Source organism: Pseudomonas syringae, assembly GCF_001698815.1.
Classification (GTDB): Bacteria; Pseudomonadota; Gammaproteobacteria; order Pseudomonadales; family Pseudomonadaceae; genus Aquipseudomonas; species Aquipseudomonas syringae_A.
The window spans coordinates 130,850-149,961 of the sequence record NZ_LGSI01000049.1 but is presented as its reverse complement, the minus strand read 5'-3'; the positions used below and the strand labels follow the sequence as shown (position 1 = coordinate 149,961).

Below are 19,112 nucleotides of genomic sequence, written 5' to 3'. Positions count from 1 at the left end.
ATCACCAGCCTGCTAGTAGGTTGGCGGTTGCCTCTTGCGCACTGTTGGGGGTGTCCACCCAATATTCGTCCAGCAAAGGCAGGATCTCGCTTTCTACCACGCGTATGAACCAGTCCCGGGTAGTGCCCTCTTCTAGCATCTCACTTGGCGTCACGTAGCTATGACCAACCTGGAACTGCTTACCCAGTCTCTCATCGTCAGCAAGCACGGTATTGAGTTCTGCAATCCGTCTTTCGATGTGGTGCGCCAAGTCTGCGTCTACACCACATTGCTTGATAACCCATTCGCGCCAACGGCCTCCAAACCTTGGGGCCAGGCTGATAAACGCGAATCTGCGTCGCAGCGCCAAGTCAACCAAGGCCAGCGACCGGTCGGCCAAGTTCATGGTCCCGACCACATAGAGATTCTCTGGGATATGGACAGCTGTGCGATTGCCGTCTACGTCTGGATAGCTCAATTCCAACGCTTCGCTTGGCGTGCGCTTGCCTGCTTCCAGCAAGGTCAGCATCTCGCCAAAGATCTGTGCGGGATTGCCGCGATTGATCTCTTCGATAACAACGACAAACTTTGAATCTGGATTATTGAGCGCTGCTCTTACCACCTCCATGAAAACACCTTCGGCCAGGGCGAGACCTCCTCGACCGTCTGGGCGCCAACCTCTGACAAAATCCTCATAAGACAGGTTGGGATGGAATTGAACAGATCGAACTTTTTTGACGTCTTTAGTGCCGATCAACGCGAACGCAAGGCGCTTGGCGAGCCAAGTCTTACCGGTACCCGGAGGCCCCTGGAGAATCAAATTTTTCTTCTCGCGCAAACGAACGAGCACGCTTTCCAACTCGGCACGCTCCAGAAAACAACCCTCTGCGAGGATGTCTTCTAACGTGTAGGAGGGCAAGGCAGGATGGCTAGCGATGCTTGGCTCGACTTCTGTCGCCTCCAGTCCCTCGTCCATATCGTCTGGGGACAGTTCGTCGCTATCGAGCGGAGAATCAGGCTCTAAACCCCAAGCTAACAGCGACAGCTCAGGGAATGAATGCGCGGGGTAGCTACTTTCCTGAAACCGTGGCTCAAGTACTTCCACCACTTGCAAGTAGTCTGCTGCGGCGCATCGCCTGTTTGGGCCGTTACGGTTGATCGTGATCGTTAGAGTGTCCTTGATGAAGGTTCTGGACAACTCATCAAGGCTGAGCAATGCCCAAGGCCGGGCCCAATATAGCCCCATGGTCAGGTTCCATGCGACGCCCATTCGACCATTACTATCATCGAACGCCTTGGCAAATGCTGTTTTGGTCACTTCATCCTGGCCCTCTTCGCTATCGGCATACGCGATGGCTGTCGCGAAGGTTTCCCACAACGAGTCAATGTGATCACGGTCACGGTTCTTTTCACGTGGGAAATACCAAGACTTCAAGTTGTGTAGCACGGGCACACCTTCAAACGACTCTGGCACCGGCTCATCAACGCCGAGAAAAATTGCGATCTCGGTGGCAATTGCTTTCCGGTTAACTTCTTTGGTTTGGCGGTTGAAGGTGCCCATGACAGTGAACGGGCAAATGTCCCGAACAAAGCCTGGCTTGCCGTTTGGATAAATGTCCGCTTCCAGATAACCCAGCGCCGGTACCCGAGTGGATATCTCCTTCAGACCTGCCACCAAGGTTTTCCGATCACGCCGATGCTTGAGCAGCTTGTCGGCGATCGCCATGTAAAAGCGCGTCCAGCCAAACCGCTCCGAAGCCGCAGCCTGGCTACCGAAACGTGCTTTCCAAAAAGGAGCATCGCAAAAGCGCTGAATATCCTGGGCGTTGCCTTCAAACGCAAAATCGATCAGTCCATCAGTTCTCCAATCACCCGGCATCACGCGCCAGATCGTCCCGCGGTGAGTGTAGAAATACCATTTATGTCCAGCCTTGACGGGTTGCCAGTCGACCTTGACTTGTCGGCCGTCATTACAATTATCAGTGATAATTCCGGTCGCCTTTATGGTCATGACTGAGACTCGATTCCCCCGGTTATCGAACGGCAGATCATGTAATTGGGTGTAAGCCGACTTGATCGCAATGCGCTCGCCTACTTTCATGCTACGCACGACATCAAGGTGTTTGTCGTCGTAGCCATTTTCCCAGATGCCCTCGCGAAGAAAGCGCGCAGTCTGATCATCTTTCCAAGCGGCGCCGACAAACCACACAGGCTGGGTGGATATTCCTTTCGATGCGGTAGTCATGTCATTCCCTTAAATAGCAGTGTGTGGAGGGGGGAAAATCAGTGGCAATTGATTGCGTGAAGCACTCGTCGGCAATCGAATGTAGCGCTACCGTTGCTCAAGGCTGTTCACGCCAGAATTGAGCGCTGTAGTTGTTGAGTCCTCGAGTATAGGGATCGGTTGTAGCTTGGAATGTCAGCGGGATCGTGTTCCCGTCACCACCTTCCCTGAAATACTCTTTGACCGAATGAAGCGCCAGCTCCATCAGGTGCATCCATGTGCGAGACAGCGTGTCCTGTCGATCTTGCTGCAGTTTGGCAGCGCTGGGTTTTCGTTTGGTCGCAGGTATGGTGTAGTCGGGGCGTGAGTCGACCTCGTGAAAAAAGGTAATACTGCCCTCCAACCAATCATCCTCAATTATTCGACGCCAGCGATAGCCCACTCGCACAGTCAGTCGCTCACTGAAACTGTAGGGTTGGATGAGTTGGTCATCAACGTAGAAGAGCTGCCCTTCCTTCTCTTCCGTTTCCATGCGCTGCTTCATTTGTTGGACCGCATGCGCCAGATCGCTGCCAGCGCTTCGGACGTCATCCTCCGTCTGATTTCGTTTCTGTGCTGACTTGGCGTTGCCGTGCTCCTTCAGCGCCTGTTCGAATGCTCGAAGCCTGGACGCAACATACGGCCCGCAATTAGCAAGTCGAAGGTGTTGAAGAGCGCTCGGTGTCTCTTCATACGCAGCCTGCTCAATGAGTTTGTCCAGCACATCAGCGTCGACCTCTCTCAGAGCATCCTGCTCGTGGCGCGGAATATTGATCTCCCCCATACATTCTTCCTACATTTTGGCACGCAAAAACTCATCATACCGGAGGACGAAGCAGGCCCTCGGTCATCCTCGAAAGGAATTTCTCATGTCATGTTTATTGTGAAAGCTCGCATCAATGATCGATGGCAGGTCGTCGATCAAGACAATGCTGAATGCCTCCCTTTTCCTTTGCTCCTTGCTCACGTCATCAGCCCCATCGTCAATAATGATCGAGCACCTGGGGCTGTACTGATCCCCGGCAAAAAGAGAAATACTTCGTAGTGTGTAAATCATTTTTATGCGCTGTTAACCACTGTGGATAACAGTGCAAAAAATAGGTTTACAAGGTGGGAAAATTACCGCGAGTTTGCAGAGAGAGGATCGCCCTTTCTGATGGAAAGTCATCGATGTCAGCCTTCGGCTTCGGAACCTTCACTACCTTCCGAAATCGATGAAACTTGACGCTCTGACCAATCGATACACTGCTATACCCTCCTGCCACGAATGCGTAATTGCACTCCACTTGACCACCCGTTTGCATTCGACCTGACCAGTCATTCGCATGCGTTCTGACCATCGATTGCATTGAATTTAACCAGCATGCTCTCCAACCATGATCGGCAGAGAACGGCCGATTGTGTTGAAAAAGTTGGTTCGTCCAGACTGCCCAATACTGACCGCTGAAAACGTCTTTATTGCGCGTCGCTACGCGAAATTTGAGCCCCAAATCCTCTGCTAAAAGTAAAAATTTCAATCTCAAGCGCATACTTTTCTACCGTGGAAACCAGGGGCGACTTTTTCAACAGAATCGGCCAATAGCAGACGGTGGGTAACGTACGGTTTTGGCCACAAAAACAGGCAAAGGGCTTATTTGCATGCCATAAGTCACGAAAATTCCCACAAAATAGGCCGCAAATGAGGTTTGGCCAGGCTCCCGCGCCATCACGCAAGGACGATAACCATGTCAGACAATTCAGAGACCCATATGATTAAATCGGACGTAATGACAGAGCTCCTGCACAACCGCCACGCCTTCAGCTTGCCGCTGACGAGCGGGTTTGGTATACACAAATGAGATTTTCGGTTTCAGGTAACGAAGGGGTTACTACTATGAAAACGACATTTTTTTCAGAATTCATGAGCGCGGCGAAAGAAGCCCCGCGGCTCTATTTTGCACCGTTGCTGGGGGTGGGTAGAGCAATCAAGGCTGAGTTTCGCCGGGTTGAAAAGGGGGATGCCGGTAAAGCGCGGCAGGCTCCCACCGAGAAGCACTAAAAAATCTCCCCCTACCAAGCCCCCTTTCGACATTTTTTTATTACCGCCTTCAGCACACATGATTTTTCACGGTCTGGAAGCTCTGCGAAATTTCACTTTGCCTGCCCAACCGGCTGCATCCGGCTCAACCAGTGAACTGCATTTGAGTTGATGACCGGCTGTATCGAACTTGACCAGTTCTCCTCGTAACCATGACCGGCCAACAACGACCCATGGTCGCTCGTGAACGTCAGACCAACTCATTGAGCATGTGATCATGAGTACGCTGAAATCTGTAGCACCCTAATGGATTCCCCGTTGCGGTAAGCTTCGCGCTATACAAGGGTGGTGAGAAGTAAAATGGCAGACAAGGATTTGGTTCGACCAAGCCGCGATGGAGATCAATTCCACTATCACTGGGCAGCAAGGCAGTGCCTGGCCTTGTTACCGGGCTCGAGCGATCTAAAAGCGGTCACTGTCGAAGGTCCGTCTTCTGATGAAGGCGAAGAGGAGATTGAGCAAGGCATCGACCTCATCGACGTTGGGCTCTATTACGGCTCGGAAGCGCTAATGGAAGCCCGATGTGTTCGCTACATCCAGCTCAAGCACTCAACGCGGCAAATTGTGGAACCATGGCAGGCTGGTGGTTTGAGCAAGACTCTGCGTGGATTTACCAAGCGGTATAAAAAACTTCTTGAGCAATTTTCCGATGCTGAAATGAAACAAAAATTTCGCTTCGAGTTCACCACCAACCGGCCCATCGACCCTAGACTGAAAGAAGCACTCCAAGACTTGGCCAAAGGCGCCAGGGCTCGCCATTCCTCCATTGAAAAGACGCTGTTGGGGTATTCAGAACTTTCCGGCACGCAGAACAGCGACTTCTTCAGTTTATTTTCATTTGATGGGGAAGAACCAAGCCTGTGGACGCAGCGAAATCTTTTATCCCAAGATATCGCCAGGTATCTTGCGGACGCCGATTACGATGCTCCAGTTCTGTTGAAGGAGCTCGTCACGCGCAAGGCTGGCAGTGAATTTACAAAAGACCCTGCAATCCGGCGACATGATGTGCTTCGGGCGCTAAAAGTGAGCGAGCTGGTACTCCTACCGGCACCCTGCCAAATTATTCGCCCGGAGAATGTCTTCGCGCGCGAGCAGGAAAAAAAGATTCTCGAGATCATCCTGCATTCCGCACACCCGGTGATCGTTCATGCAGATGGCGGCGTGGGAAAGTCGATCTTGGCTCAGCGGTTAGCTACTTCAATGCCTAATGGCTCGGAGTCAGTGTTGTACGACTGCTTCGGCGATGGGCTATACCGCAATGCGCTGCACTATAGACATCGTCATCGTGACGCCTTGGTGCAGATTTCAAACGAGCTTGCGTCGCGAGGACTTTGCCATCCGCTTATTCCCTCCCCCCTTGCTGACTCCAAGCAGTACATGCAGGCATTTTGTAGCCGACTGGCCCAGGCGATCGGTATATTGCGAGCTGAAAAAGCAGGCGCAAGTCTCTGCCTGATCATAGACGCTGCCGACAACGCGGATATGGCTGCCGAGGAGCTCAACGATCAGGCCTTTGTCAAAGATCTGATACGAACGTCAATGCCCGATGGAGTACGTCTGGTTTTCACCTGCAGGACTCATCGACGACATCGCCTGAACGCTCCGCTGGACAGCACAGAGGTCGAGCTCAAGCCTTTCAATGAGGCTGAGACCGCGCAGCTTTTACGAACTCGCTATCCTAAGGCGACCCATGCCGAAGTTGCCGAATTCGCATTTTTGAGCAGTTCAAATCCGCGAGTTCAATCTCTGGCACTTGAGCGACGGTTACCCATTCTGGAGATGCTCAAGCAGTTGGGACCGGAGCCTACATCCGTGGAGCGTGCAATCGGGGATTTGCTGCAATGTGCAGTCGATAAGCTGAAAGATCAGGCCGGAGTCGAATCCGATCAGATCGACTTCATTTGCCAGGGTTTGGCAATCCTGCGCCCTCTCGTGCCGGTAGGAGTACTCGCAAAGATTTCCGGCACTTCGGAAAGCGCCGTGCGATCGTTCGCGCTTGACCTTGGCAGACCACTTTTCGTGAAAGGCGAAAGCCTCCATTTTCTCGACGAGCCTGCAGAAACCTGGTTTCACGAAACGTTCAAACCAGATGCAGACGGTTTGAACCAGTTCCTCAATCGCTTGCGTCCGCTTGCCAGTGAAAGCTCCTACGTCGCATCGACTCTTCCCCAGATCCTCCTGGCCGCAGGACGGATGGATGAGCTAATCGATCTTGCGCTTTCCGGAGAAGGATTGCCCGAAGCTAAACCCCTCGAACGCCGTGATGTCGAGCTACAGCGGTTGACGTTCGCTCTCAAGGCCTGCCTTGAACAGGGACACCACCTGCCTGCAGCGAAACTCGCGCTGAAGGCTGCGGGAGAAAACGCAGGAGAGGCACGGCAGACGAAGCTGATTCAAGAAAACACAGATATCGCTGCCCGCTTAATGCCACCAGATCGAGTCAACGAGCTCGTTTCGAGACGAATCTTCGAGTCCACTTGGATGGGGTCGCATCATGCCTATGATGCGTGCCTGTTGTCTGGAATCAAGGAGTTCACCGCCGAGGCCTCGAGCCGGCTGCGGATGGCGATGGACTGGTTATATGCGTGGGCAAGAAGCGCCCCTGATGACGGTCCACGCGAACGCGTCACAAACGCCGATAGAGCCGAAATTGCATTAGCGACGCTTCGACTCCAGGGCCCCGAAGCCGCCGCGCAATTTTTGAGACGCTGGAAGTTCCGGCACCTCGCGATGATGAGCGGCAAGTCCATTGCTCAGAAACTGATAGATCTGTGCGAGTACTCGGATCTTGACGCCTTGGCGTATGCCGCAGGAAATGATGTCTGGCTTCTTCTCGGCCTCGCCAGTGAAGTCGCACATGCCGGCGTAAGCTTTCCTGCCCCGCCGTTGGCACGACTCATCCGCCTCTTGGCCGATCGACGTGTGAAATTGCCAGAGTCCTCGGGCTGGGACGAGCGATGGGAGGTGCTATATGCGGTGCAATCGGCGCTTTCACTTGCAATGCGAACCCTTCCGATTGATCGTGAAACTTGGATAGCGATTATTCAGCGCTATCTCCCTCCATCGCCTCCTACTCTATTATCCGATTCATACGGATCTGAACGTGCTCCGATGATCCGTGCTTACGCGCTCGAAGCTGAGCTGCGCGGGTGTGAGCTAACGCTGCTCGAGTTAGCTCCTACCGAGGTGCGCCAACAGCTCGCTAAAACTAAGTCCTACGGACAAAGCCGTGAAACAGAGGTATTCAAGCGTGACGTTGGCGGACTGCTTCCATGGATAACACTTTCAGTGAAAATCAGCTGTGGTCGATGCCCTTCTGATCTGGGAGCACACATTGCAGCAGCGATTCAAGCCACCAAAAATGCTGAATCACGCGACTATCAACGCCACTCGACGATTCGTCAGGCCGCGGCGATTGAATGGATTCGAATCCTGCGCGACTCACCGACCGTGAGTTCGCAACACCACTCGGCGTTACAGGACTGGATCAATAACCGAGAATTGCCGCTGTGGCCGGACACCCTGACAACCTTATGCCGTCTCGCTGCTCGAACCCAAGAGCTGACTCAACTCTCATTCGATTTTGCCTTCGCCGCCTACGAAGCTCTGGAGCAACTGCGTGATGACGCGGAAACACGAACAAATGCTTACGTGCGCCTGGCTCGTGCCATTCTGCCGTTAAGCCCATCGGAGGCGAATGCCTACTTCAGTCGAGCCGTCGAAATCGCAAGCCGAATCGGTGATGAGAATTTATCTCGCTGGACGGCAATGCTCGATCTGGCCCAGGCAGCTTCATCCACGGAGTCAAGGCCCGAGACAGCCTATCGCTTATCCAGAGTAGCCGAGTTGACTTACGAGTTTGTCGCTCGCGATAAGTACTTTGACTGGAACAGGACCGTAGAGGCGCTCGCCGACCTCTGCCCCTCATCAGCACTTGCAATTTTGAGCCGTTGGCGGGATCGGCGATTTGGCGATGAGGCTCGATTGCTACCGGTAGCCATCAATCACCTGGTGAGCCGAGGCCATCTTCCGACCATCACTCCGGTGGCGCTCGCAGGGATCGATGCTCACTGGAGTAGACTGAAAGACCTACAGACTACACTTGATGACCCGAAGTCGCCATTCGATGTCCGTACGGTTACGCAAATTGCCTATCGGTACCTTCGCACACAGTCTCATATGCCAGACGCTTGGCAGGCATTAATTCAGATTGGTCGCGACATTGATCTCGAATTACCGGATGCTCAGCGCTTGTGGGTGGACAGCCAGTCCGCACCGGCAGCTGATCATACAGAGATAGCTGCGGCTGAGAGCCCGCTACACCAGCCCATCGTCAGAAGCACACCAGATTGGCAGCACTTTTTCGACGGGACTGACATGGCAGATTCTTCAGCATTGAGGACTGCGTACGCCGATCTCAAGACATACGATACGCCGTACCAGTTCGACGAATTTTTCCGCGAGGGAATTCGTCATGTCGGGCTCGCCGGGATGCCCGGATTCATCCAGGCGGTCACGGCATGGGTCGAATTTGGCGTATTTGAATTACGCTATTTGCTCGATGCGATTCCAGATACAGCGTTACGAATGGTGTCTTCAAAAACAGCTTTGCGCGAAGCGGTGCGCTGTGTGTGTAAGCGTGAGCCTGAGCGCACGGGTCGCCACGGATGGGCAAGCTTACTGCCGTTTGAGCGGATCGTCGCGTCAGGGATAATCACCAATCGGGACATCGCACAAGCCACCGTAGAAGGCTTTGCGATGCATGCTGACAAGTTAAACGCTAGCGGGCTATTTCAGCTGATTGAGCCGGTGGCTTCATTTCTGAACGCCATTGAGGCGGATGAAGCTTTGAATTACGGGCTCGATCTGCTTGAGGACGCCTTGTGCCCAGAAGATGGCGATGGGCCTTGGTCTGAAAAGCTACGTGCGCCCGCAAACTGTATCGACGCGCTTGCAAGTTATATCTGGGCAGGGCTGGGATCGCCAGTTGCAGCTATGCGGTGGGAGTTCACCCATGTCGTGCGGGCATGTTCCGAACTGTCGTGGCTCGAGCTGTTGGATGCACTTGAGCGCTGCGCACTAGCGAGGACCGCTCCATCCTTCGTTGATCAGGGGCTGGAGTTCTACGAATGGCATGCTCAGCAGTGGATGCTGATCGGCCTGGTCCGGGGCGGGCGTGAGAATCCCCAAAGCCTCATCCCATTCCTCCCCTTCCTCCATATCTGCTTGAAAGAAGAGCATGTGCTGTTGCGTACTTTTTCTGCGCAGGCACTGCGTTTGGCACAGGATGCGGGCTTGGTCGCAAAGGTGGTCGACCCCGATCTCGACTCTGTTAATACGCCCCACCTTCCGCCAAAGATTTACAGCGGCTGGGTTGAGCTTGATGCGGATGACGACAACCTGACTGACACTGCTGTTGGAAATGACGAGCGCTACTATTTCGGTGTCGACATAGGCCCATACTGGCTCGCTCCTCTCGGCAAAGTATTTGGGGTCAGTGAGAACGCGATGGAAATCCGTGCCCGCAAGGTCATCCACGACCGGTTCGGAGCCCCTACAGGATGGTCAAGAGATGATGCGCGCTACACCCGAAAGATTTTTGTAGAGCGTGAAACCATGCACTCTCACGGCTGCATGCCTCAGACGGACGACCTTTGCGCCTATCATGCGTATCACGCAATGATGATCATCGCATCCACTCTTTTGGAACAGCGAGCCATTCGGCACGAAAGCGACAAAACAAAAAATGAATTTGACCAGTGGCTGAGTGAGCATTTGCTCACCCGCTCGGATGGTGGCTGGCTTGCTGATCGTAGAGATCCGGCGCTTGTACCGCGACCGCCACCGAAGGAGAGTTATTCCGATAGCACTTGGTGCTGGCGAGTAACCCTTGATTATCTTGACCAGCACCTGCTCACCGACGACGGGCTGCGTGTATTTTGGGGGTCTTGGAGCACTGGGGACCAGGACAATAGAGAGATGGTATCCATCCGAAGCGCGCTAGTATCTCGAACGGGCGCCCATGCATTGATTGCAGCGCTTCAAACCGCACCGCAACTCGATACCTTTTCCCTGCCCTCTACCAATCACAATGAGCTGCAAACGATCGGCGATTTTTCCCTGAAAGGTTGGATCGCACACGACGGAAACTCACTCGGCCTGGACGAATACGATCCGTGGGCTGCGGAGATTGGTTATCCTGCAATTTCGCCCAGTGCCGCAGCGGTTGAAGATCTTGGGCTTCATGTGTCAGAGGATGGGCGGTGGTGGAGTTCCGAATCCGGCGGGCAACTGCGTGGTGAGTCCTGGACTCAGGCTGTAGGATATGGGCGCGAGGCAGAGCGTGTGAAAGGCGCGCGCCTGAGTGGTAATCTTGCGTTCGTCCAGTCGTTGCTCGAAAGGTATCCATTGGATTGCTTGGTGTTCAGCGTTTCGGTTAGACGAGTCCCCCCTCGTAACCGCCAAAAAGGCGAAGAGTTTGAACCCTATCCAGCCCCCTATGTGCGTTACTACCTAATGGACCGCGATGCAATCAAGCACCCACTCTAAAGCAGTACTGGAACTAGGTAAGCGCTTGGTCGCGAAGCTTGGGCTTGCCGACGACCTCCTTGGCCAATGGATGGCGCATGACATCTCGGCCCGTATCGACGCGATCGAGAGTAATCCCGTGCAAGCTACCTCAGCGATGCGCGATGAATGTGCAAAAGCCATCCTTACTCTCTGGGGGCACCGGAATACGTTACCCGCCCACCTGAGGCCGTTCCAGGAAATTGAGCCAATCACCAGAACACTGGCGGCGCTGGATGTCGAACGCGGGGATGACTATCGCTATTTTCGGCCTAATTTGAGAGAGGCAGCGCTGGATGCCGTTGATGAGCCTACCCGTCACTGGCTGGAACTCGCTTTCAGCCTCGATTACTCCGCGCGAGTGCTCATCCAACATGCCCTGCGGACCGCAGGTGCAGCGGCAGCGTCTCAAGCGCAGTCATGGGTGGAGGCTGCACTGAAGGCGGGTGTAGAAACAGAACCTGATCGACAGACCATCGATTTTTTGCTAGAGCGCTTGTACTCCGACGATGCAGACCGCGAAGAAAAAACGGAAATAGCCAGAAAGAAAAGCCTAAGCGACAAAATCGCCAAACTCGAAAAGTTTTCCATGCTGGCCAGCACCGTAGCTACCGAACTTCGTGAGCAGCTTGGCACCGGTCTCGATCCTCAAGACGAGCTATGAACCACTATAGTCGCTGGCGCTGCATGAAAATTCGCGTTCACATTTTCCGATGTGGGTCGTTCTCTGCCTGTCATGTCCGCGAAGTGTGCTAGTCAAACCCGATGCAAATGACTGGTCAGGCCGAATGCAAATGGGTGGGCAAGTCTATTCAATTTCCCAACGAGGCTCATCTCTTGGTGAAAGCCTCCAATATTCCAAGATAGGTCGCTTAAGACGACTAGTTTTGCACTCGTGAATTTCGATGCGTCAGTGATGGTTAGTCGGTTAAAACGACTGATCAAAAATCAACGGCCTTCAGTCAGACACTGTAGAGCTCGCTGTGGAGGAATCGAGAGGGGATGTTTGCGGTAAACCTGCGGACCAATGCTCAACACAGACCATTCAAATCGCCACGCAAGAGAGTTGCCCTAGACCTTGGGCAGTTGGCAATACCTGAAAAATCAAGTGTGAAAAATGACCTATGGACTCTCATACAAAAGATGTCCGTCTGCGCCTTTTTGGCGAGCCTCCTCGAAGGCATCAAGTAACGCTTTGGCTTCCTCCGATTGTTGGATTAAGTAATTACTCCGAAGCACCCTCCACCCCAGATTGGGGTGAGTCAAATTTTGATCAAAGAAAACGGAAGGCTTTCCCGTCTCCATGGCACCAAACTCATCAAGCGTTCTATAAGCCTGCATGTTCCAGCTGAGCTTCGCCAGCTCTATGGCTACCCAGTTCGCTTCAAGCGATGTGGTTGAGGCTGGTGCCGACTGTCCCCATTGGCGAAGGAGCCCTGCTGCGAACTCGTCGGCTTTCTCTTCATTTGCTTTCGCAAGACTTGGGTCGATGTTCAGTTGCGACAAGGCGCCGTTGGTAAATTCCGCTCCTGAAGTTTGCTTGCTTAGGTGACCAAGTTCATGGAGTAGCATAAACGTCAGCAGGTATTGAGCTTCCAACGACATGCGTCCTTGCCCGGTAGAGTGAGCTCGCATCCATAACTCGAAGGCCATCCGATTGACAAAGATGCACCAACAGTTCCGCGGCACTACAGCAGGTGTCGAGAGGGCGCCAGAGGGCGACTCCACTTCATAGACAGGCACAGATCGCCCATTGTCGCCGTCCCAGCTCCAGGATGGAGAGAGAACTGGTCCACTCGGCGCAGAGATTAGATTTGCAGACTTAATGGCCGACTCGAAAGCTGGCCATTTAGAGTCCGAGTGCTTCAAACCGCGAATGACTACTGGATCCTCCGCCGCGATCCCTTGCGACCCAAGAACACAAAACACACCAAGTCCTGCGACAAACGCAAGAGCGTGAGATACGCTTCTGTAGGCATAGGAGCAGTATTCGCTGGCCATTCAGGCTCTTGAGTCAGAATGTCTCTGAGGAGCATGGTGCGGTCCTTACGGCCGCAGCACAAGAGGCAAGGAGAATAAGCATGCTGAGCCGAGCCATTGTGACTTTGGGGACCATAGCACTTTCCTGGCAATTGGCCTGTGCCGAAGATGCCTCGACAAAACCCCCGCCTCCGCCTGACATCCTGCCGTCCCTTGAACAGAGCAATCCGCCTGTCTTATGTATCGGATGCGATGAGCCATTCGACATGAGCACCCACAAAGAGGTGCTCGAAAGCTTAGCAGCGAACTCCTACCTCGCCGAACTGCGCAAGGCCCTCTACCAGCAAGACATCGCTCATCAATTCGAGTCCAAAGCGCATTTTGACAATTGCGATTTTGATTCCGCAATCACCTACGTTACGAGCCTGTTGGATGAAGCTGACGTAGAAGTGGGAACTGCGCAGAAGGCCAAGGACGTCGGAGACCTAAAAGCTATGGAAGCAGCCGCGGGTAGCGCTTTTTTTTCCATCGGACAGGCCTTGCATGCTGTGCAGGACTTTTACGCGCACAGCAACTATGTAGAGCTGCAAGCGCCCAAAGCCAAGAAGGTAACCGAGATTGAAGTTGTAGCGCCGTGGCGACCCAAAGGCCGTGATCGCATCAATGAACTTCGTCAGCAAGGCCTCTACTCTGGCTACGTCTTCTGGGGGTTTCCACAGAAGTGTCCAGCGAACACGACGTCGCATGGTGATCTTGCAAAGGATACCGCTACCACTAAGAGCGGAGCAAAAAAGCTTCCTCATATGCAGAACATCAGCCAATACAAGGTGGCGGTGTTCCTAGCCAGAGAGGCCTCGTTGCAACTGATGGAGGATGCATTCAAGCGATGGCCTCTGCTCAAAGACCTGAATGGACAGCATGTAGCTTTTGAAACACTGGTAGATCGACGCGGCATCGACGGAAAGGAATGATCATGCGGAGCGCACTGCAAGCGGTATTGGCTGGCTGTTTATGTTTCTCTCTCTCAGCAAATGCACAGGTAGTTCCAGCCTGCCGACTGGATAGCACTGCCGCTCCATTGGTTGCAGAGACTATCAAGCGGGCAGCACAGGCATACCGCGAGCTCGGAAAAACGCTGCCCTTTAACACTGTCGCCGTAAATCCGCGATCGGCCACAGGTACGCCTAGCACTCTGACCGTCTACATCGTGTCCGACGCGAATTTAAGTAAAACTGACGCTAAAGGCTGCATTAAGCAATCAATGAGCAAGGAAGAGCCACTTGATGAACTGAGCGTTCGCGGCGGCTGCCTCATCGTTGCTGCCGATAAGATGGAACTCCGGTGTTCTTCGAGGGCAGTATCGTTATTCGCATATGTTGGAGACAAACCAGATCGAGCCAATCCGGCGCTGTTATACGTGCTCGCCCACGAACTCGGTCATATCTATCAACGGCACACTGGTGAGTACGAGGGGCGGGTTGTCCGAATTGACCTGGCTCAGCCTCGTGAGATCAAGCTTCAGGCAATACAAACCTCATGTGATCCAGCCTCTACAGCCAGAGAGGAAGAAGCAGATGCCTTAGCGGTGGATGTGATGAAAAAGCTTCTTCCAAAGCCGCCATACCGAGAGCCCCTTTTTTCTGAGCGCGGCTCTCTGCTCTGGAATGTGGACCAACTCGTGTTAGCAGCTAATGGTTGGCAACGACTCTCACTAGAACAGGAGTTCATTAGCCGTCCAGCGGTCCATAAAGCTTTCATGCCGACCGAATTTCCGACGCCAAAGGCAACCGTCGAGGCGAACGCCCGAAAATTTGTTTGCGACACACTGAATGGTCGTAAAGGAAAGATCTATCACCCTCTGCAATCCACCACACACCCTTCCCTCGATCAGCGTATGGGACGTATAGCTGAGGCAATGAGGCCAATCTCGGCCGATCTACCGGATGACACAAGCAAAACCCAGTTTGAATCAGTTGCGCAGCTTCAGTCCGAGTTGAGCCCTATTTTCAGCCATATTTACCGGGAAATGGCAGTGTACATGGATGCAGTCCAGGCAGACATTTGCACGATGGTGAATGCGTCTATGCCCCCCTCGTGCAAATAAGAGGCGACGCGATCCGCTCATATACACAACGCAAGGCGCTGACAGCGGAGCAACTGGAAGAGCGCGCCCGGTATGTGGCGGAAATGCAGAACTTAAGGGAATCGAACGCAATCAAGAATGCACAAAGGGAATGGGTCGCGGCATTTGAAAATACTGGTGCGCGACCGAATCGTGAGGACCGTGAGCGATCAGCCAGCCCAATACCATCAGTACTTTCAACGAAATTCTGAGTACGCGCAATGTGCGTGAACCTGAACGTGATCGTTTAGCAAGCATTCTGCACCCTACATCCTAACCACCGAGTGCAGTCTATTCCTCAACGCTTAAGTGCAGAGCCGTGTGGGCAAGCCCACTACTTACCGGACTCCACAGCTCCTTTAATTTCTCCGACGAGTTTGTCTAACACTTTCGATACCTCTCGCTCTAAAGCAGCCTGGTTGACCTTGATAGCAGGACAAGAAACCTCGTTCTTCTCGAATCGGACATCCCCAGAGACGTCTTTGAGTTGGGTTACTGTCCCGTCCGGCTTACGCAAGGAAGCAGAAAACTCAGGCTCTCCAATTAGCTCTAATCCAGGAGAGCATGGAGGTAGCTCAAACAAGGGTTTCTTCTGAACGAACCCTGTAACCACATATGCTCCGCTGGGTTCAGCACCTGCGGCAGGTGTATCCAGTGCTTGGGCCTGGACGCCCCTCTTTGTCAGAAGCGAGACAAGTATTTTGGTGATTTTCCTATCGGGCTCGACCTTTCCACTATTACTAAGCAATCGCATCGGTTCAACATACACAACCTGGGAGTATGCTAAGGATGGTAACCCCAGTGACAGGTATAATGACAAACAGGAGCAAAGACATTTGTTCATACATCCTCCAGTCTCAGGCAAATGCAAGCGCTAAGGTGGCAGCCAATTGCAGAAGATCAGAGAACAGCAGTATAGTATCAGTGGCATCTTTAGTTTTACTGACCTGAAGTCCTAGCTTCGCGGCCTGATCAGACAATTCCTTGGCAAGGTCTTCAAATGGTTTGGAGTTGTACTGAAGAGATTTATCTAGCGCTCGAAGATGGGCTAAAACTATGGCATCTCGATGCCTCATTACCACTTTTCGCTCATCATCAGTATTGCACTTCTGGAAAGCATCTGGCAGCGAATTAGTAGCGGACTCTGCGGCAGCCCGTAATGCGTCAAGAGCCTCATCCTTTGTCAGGGTCCCATCTGAATCAATTAGCATTTTAATCTCTCCCATTAACTGTCGCCAGCCTTAGCCTTAGAGATAATTGAGACAATTTCTTTTAGCCTTGCAGTCATCTCCCTGATTCGAGCCAAATTAAGCTCCTCCCCCTTTTCAAGCTTTTCATGACCACCAATCAGCTTCCCCAGAATCGAGAGTGTGGACTCATATGACTCCGCAATAAGCGTTAACTTCTGCTCTTGGCGCTTAGCAAGAAACTCTCTAAAGGCTCTCTGCAACTGCGGGCTAGAGTTTATTGTTTTTAATGCATCTTTCTGTGCTGTCATACCAGAGACAGATCCAAAGTCATTTAACAACTGAGTAGGGTCATAAAGCCCGCTATCCCAGAGCTGCCTGACAGCAGCCCCGTAACTTGATCCAACATGACTTTTATAGCTATGCATCTGAGATGCAACGAGCGGATCGGATAGTAGACTTTTGAATGCAATCAGCCGTAACCTTATTTCTACACTTACCTCTTTAACCCTCCGCTTTTGAACTTCACCAGCAGTTAACCCTCCGACCTTAGAAATCACCCCTGCGACACTAGCCTTCACAGGCTGCTCCTTCCCTCTTGCGGTCGCATACTCATTGATTGATGCGCCCAACATATCGATCGCGGACTCCGTGTCTCCAGCAGCGTTAATAGCTGCAAGACTGCCAAATGCACTATATACTTCGCCAAGTTTATCAAGGACGGCAGCGCGTTTTGACAGCTCTCCATTTAGTTTCTCGGAGAGGGAAAGTATTTCTTTATATTGATCATCCGTAGTTGTATCAGAATACCCATGCATCAGTGCCTCGCTATCTCTCGCGAGCTGATATTCAGACTCCGAAACAAATACTGCAGCCTTAGCCTGAACAGTGAAGCTTTCACCAGCAGAGCTTAGAGACTTTGCAGACTCAAGGCTTATTGAAGAACACCCTCCAATACCAAACAACACAAGCAGAGTGAACCACCTAAAACCCCAAAAATCGGCCATGGCGTACCCTCATATTCCGTTATCCAATTTATCGGAAGATCTAATGGCGTCTCAAAAGAGGCCCTTTCGGATGGTAGCCCATAAAACCAGGGCTTTCCTCATTAAGACGAATGATGCGGTTTGGTTGAACGCAAGCTCCTGTTTTTCAGTTGCGCTACGCGGGCGATCCTTTGTTCGTGGGCGCGAGCCAAGATATCCATTGTTGGATCTCTTGGCTGCGGAACAGTTGGATGTGCTCTTATCCTGTCAAAGGCTGCCAGCCAAGCTGGTACCGCTACTCTAGGATCATCAGGCCGGTGAGATTTCGCACCGTTTTAACGGATTCCCGATAGAACGAGGCAAGGTCCTGGTCGACGACATAGAAATCACCAGCCTTGCGGCAAGTGGACTCCACCGGCCAATGTGGATGGCGATATTTTTTATGTTCCGGATTTGCCGGCGCAATGAACAGCGGCCGGTCGCTAAGGTTGGCGATCAGTTCCCGCAAGCGGTCCATGTTTGAGTCATAGCTCATCCGCGACCCGTGGTGCGGCAACACGAAGACTGATGTCAGCGCTATTTCGGCGTGGTAATGCCACAGGAAATCGTGCAGTTTCACCAGCGTTGAAAAGTCCGCATCGCCGGTGGAGATCCAGCCTACGTCGCGGTTGGAAATACCGTCCAACTTCTGCGAGCGCAGTGCCCAGTGCCCAGAATGGACTGAACGGGAGAACAGCTCGCGCCTTGCGCCGATGCCGCGCTGAGCCGGTCCGGAGTAGACGCACATCGATGCGTCGTTGTAATCCTTGAGTGATTCGCTGAGCAAGTACAGCTGGCTCAGAACATTCTTGCAACTGAGCCCACCTGACTTAACCTGGATTTCCCTTGCCAGCTTTTGCAAAGGTTTCAAGCGAGGGTCAGCCTTATTTGGCCTCGGGCCCAAGAGCGATTTCACTTGGGCCCCGTCGGAAGGTGGAACTTTGGACGACAGCTCAATTTCCAGATCGGTGGCAAACAAGGCCCATCCCCTCGGAGACATTGGATGCGTCGCGCGGTTCACCATCGCCTTCAGCTTGGCAAGAAACGGGAGTTCCCAAATGGCTCGCACCTCCTCGGGATACGCCCATTCACGTGAGTAAAAGCGAAAAAGCCAGTCGATGTTCCTGAAGGTAAGCGACTGCGAACATGAAAAAATCTGTCCATGTGCCCCTCGGGCCTTTATGACGGACTCGTAGGCATCATCAGTCAACATCCTTTTCAGGTTGTCCCCAGACTGGTCGGATCTCATATCGCCAGGTGGTGTCGGACCCGGCGGGCCAACGCGCACAACCGGCCCGAAGTCACCGCCGTACAAGCGCCCCCCTATTTGTACAATGCGGGCCAGCTCGTCGCCGCTGAGCTCACCAGCACTTAGCCTCAAGGTCATCCACAGCAGGTAGTGCTCGGTTTCAACATGCGGCAGGAAAACCGTGTTGAACTTAATGCCTGCCGCGTGGAGCGCTTCCACTCCGTTAATGTGGTCTTCATCGAAATGACTGATTGCCAAAATGTCGTGCTGACGCCCTCTTTGGGAAAATGCCTCGATCAGCCGATCACGATGCAGCGCGTTGGAGCCTCCGCAGTCGATCACCATGCTTAGGCGACCGTTGTGGGGGGTATCAACAACAGTTGAATGGAAGCCTCCTTGGCCAATCGGAAATTGCGTTCTGTCTACTTGGAAGAAGGCCATCGTCTCTCCTTGATTTATTGTGTAGCGACCTGAATGTAGAACCAGAATATATCAATATGCCATCACATGAAAAAGGTAGCGGCGTCTTGAATGTTCAAACTGCTCCAGAGTGAGATAGTGCAGGTAATCAACTTTCGGGGTTCATCCACGTATCGAGCGAAGGATGGACGAAAGCTCACTATGCACAAATACAGCGCTAGGCTCCTGAACGTACCGTCCTGA

The 19,112-nt window shown here is 52.9% G+C and carries 11 protein-coding genes; 5 read left to right on the top strand and 6 right to left on the bottom strand.

Going from position 1 to position 19,112, the window contains the following annotated elements; translation table 11 throughout:
• Position 1: 1 nt before the first annotated feature.
• Both AFK24_RS15750 and AFK24_RS15745 read right to left on the bottom strand, forming a co-directional pair.
• On the bottom strand, positions 2-2,224 hold the full coding sequence (locus AFK24_RS15750) for an McrB family protein (RefSeq protein WP_065834076.1): 2,223 nt from the start codon (positions 2,222-2,224) through the stop codon (positions 2-4).
• A gap of 97 nt (positions 2,225-2,321) precedes the next feature.
• Positions 2,322-3,026 carry a hypothetical protein gene (locus AFK24_RS15745; protein ID WP_065834075.1) on the bottom strand — a complete coding sequence of 235 codons (705 nt, stop codon included), beginning with the start codon at positions 3,024-3,026 and terminating at the stop codon, positions 2,322-2,324.
• Between the two features lie 1,089 nt (positions 3,027-4,115).
• Here AFK24_RS15745 and AFK24_RS31200 point away from each other — a divergent pair.
• The 3 genes from AFK24_RS31200 to AFK24_RS15730 all read left to right on the top strand — a co-directional run bounded on the left by AFK24_RS31200 (position 4,116) and on the right by AFK24_RS15730 (position 11,550).
• On the top strand, positions 4,116-4,280 hold the full coding sequence (locus AFK24_RS31200) for a hypothetical protein (protein ID WP_170826342.1): 165 nt from the start codon (positions 4,116-4,118) through the stop codon (positions 4,278-4,280).
• Positions 4,281-4,619: 339 nt separating this feature from the next.
• On the top strand, positions 4,620-10,868 hold the full coding sequence (locus AFK24_RS15735) for an NACHT domain-containing protein (protein WP_065834073.1): 6,249 nt from the start codon (positions 4,620-4,622) through the stop codon (positions 10,866-10,868).
• The gene (locus tag AFK24_RS15730) at positions 10,846-11,550 is read left to right on the top strand and encodes a hypothetical protein (protein ID WP_065834072.1); all 705 of its coding nucleotides are present in this window, start codon (positions 10,846-10,848) and stop codon (positions 11,548-11,550) included. Before AFK24_RS15735 ends, AFK24_RS15730 begins: the two co-directional genes overlap by 23 nt.
• Before the next feature lie 458 nt (positions 11,551-12,008).
• Here AFK24_RS15730 and AFK24_RS31195 read toward each other — a convergent pair whose 3' ends face one another.
• Positions 12,009-12,491: a hypothetical protein gene (locus tag AFK24_RS31195; RefSeq protein WP_170826341.1), complete on the bottom strand. Its 483-nt coding sequence runs from the start codon at positions 12,489-12,491 to the stop codon at positions 12,009-12,011.
• Between the two features lie 476 nt (positions 12,492-12,967).
• On the opposite strand from AFK24_RS31195, the gene AFK24_RS15720 reads away from it, so the two are divergent.
• Positions 12,968-13,837, top strand: coding sequence for an HET-C-related protein (locus tag AFK24_RS15720; protein WP_065834071.1), 870 nt, complete (start codon positions 12,968-12,970; stop codon positions 13,835-13,837).
• 2 nt (positions 13,838-13,839) lie between these two features.
• Positions 13,840-14,970 carry a hypothetical protein gene (locus tag AFK24_RS15715; protein ID WP_065834070.1) on the top strand — a complete coding sequence of 377 codons (1,131 nt, stop codon included), beginning with the start codon at positions 13,840-13,842 and terminating at the stop codon, positions 14,968-14,970.
• A gap of 875 nt (positions 14,971-15,845) precedes the next feature.
• Here the strand turns inward: AFK24_RS15715 and AFK24_RS15705 are convergent.
• From AFK24_RS15705 to AFK24_RS31605, 3 genes are all read right to left on the bottom strand, one after another.
• Positions 15,846-16,214, bottom strand: a complete 369-nt coding sequence (locus AFK24_RS15705) for a hypothetical protein (RefSeq protein ID WP_065834068.1) — start codon at positions 16,212-16,214, stop codon at positions 15,846-15,848.
• The gene (locus AFK24_RS15700) at positions 16,214-17,182 is read right to left on the bottom strand and encodes a hypothetical protein (protein WP_065834067.1); all 969 of its coding nucleotides are present in this window, start codon (positions 17,180-17,182) and stop codon (positions 16,214-16,216) included. The genes AFK24_RS15705 and AFK24_RS15700 overlap by 1 nt, the downstream gene beginning before the upstream one ends.
• A gap of 274 nt (positions 17,183-17,456) precedes the next feature.
• The gene (locus tag AFK24_RS31605; RefSeq protein ID WP_240500396.1) at positions 17,457-18,890 is read right to left on the bottom strand and encodes a hypothetical protein; all 1,434 of its coding nucleotides are present in this window, start codon (positions 18,888-18,890) and stop codon (positions 17,457-17,459) included.
• Between the last annotated feature and the right edge of the window lie 222 nt (positions 18,891-19,112).

Coding starts and splice junctions, on each gene's coding strand:
- AFK24_RS15750 (WP_065834076.1), bottom strand. CDS start 2,224: ATGACTACCGCATCGAAAGGAATATCCACCCAGCCTGTGTGGTTTGTC.
- AFK24_RS15745 (WP_065834075.1), bottom strand. CDS start 3,026: ATGGGGGAGATCAATATTCCGCGCCACGAGCAGGATGCTCTGAGAGAG.
- AFK24_RS31200 (WP_170826342.1), top strand. CDS start 4,116: ATGAAAACGACATTTTTTTCAGAATTCATGAGCGCGGCGAAAGAAGCC.
- AFK24_RS15735 (WP_065834073.1), top strand. CDS start 4,620: ATGGCAGACAAGGATTTGGTTCGACCAAGCCGCGATGGAGATCAATTC.
- AFK24_RS15730 (WP_065834072.1), top strand. CDS start 10,846: ATGCAATCAAGCACCCACTCTAAAGCAGTACTGGAACTAGGTAAGCGC.
- AFK24_RS31195 (WP_170826341.1), bottom strand. CDS start 12,491: ATGTCGTTGGAAGCTCAATACCTGCTGACGTTTATGCTACTCCATGAA.
- AFK24_RS15720 (WP_065834071.1), top strand. CDS start 12,968: ATGCTGAGCCGAGCCATTGTGACTTTGGGGACCATAGCACTTTCCTGG.
- AFK24_RS15715 (WP_065834070.1), top strand. CDS start 13,840: ATGCGGAGCGCACTGCAAGCGGTATTGGCTGGCTGTTTATGTTTCTCT.
- AFK24_RS15705 (WP_065834068.1), bottom strand. CDS start 16,214: ATGGGAGAGATTAAAATGCTAATTGATTCAGATGGGACCCTGACAAAG.
- AFK24_RS15700 (WP_065834067.1), bottom strand. CDS start 17,182: ATGGCCGATTTTTGGGGTTTTAGGTGGTTCACTCTGCTTGTGTTGTTT.
- AFK24_RS31605 (WP_240500396.1), bottom strand. CDS start 18,890: ATGGCCTTCTTCCAAGTAGACAGAACGCAATTTCCGATTGGCCAAGGA.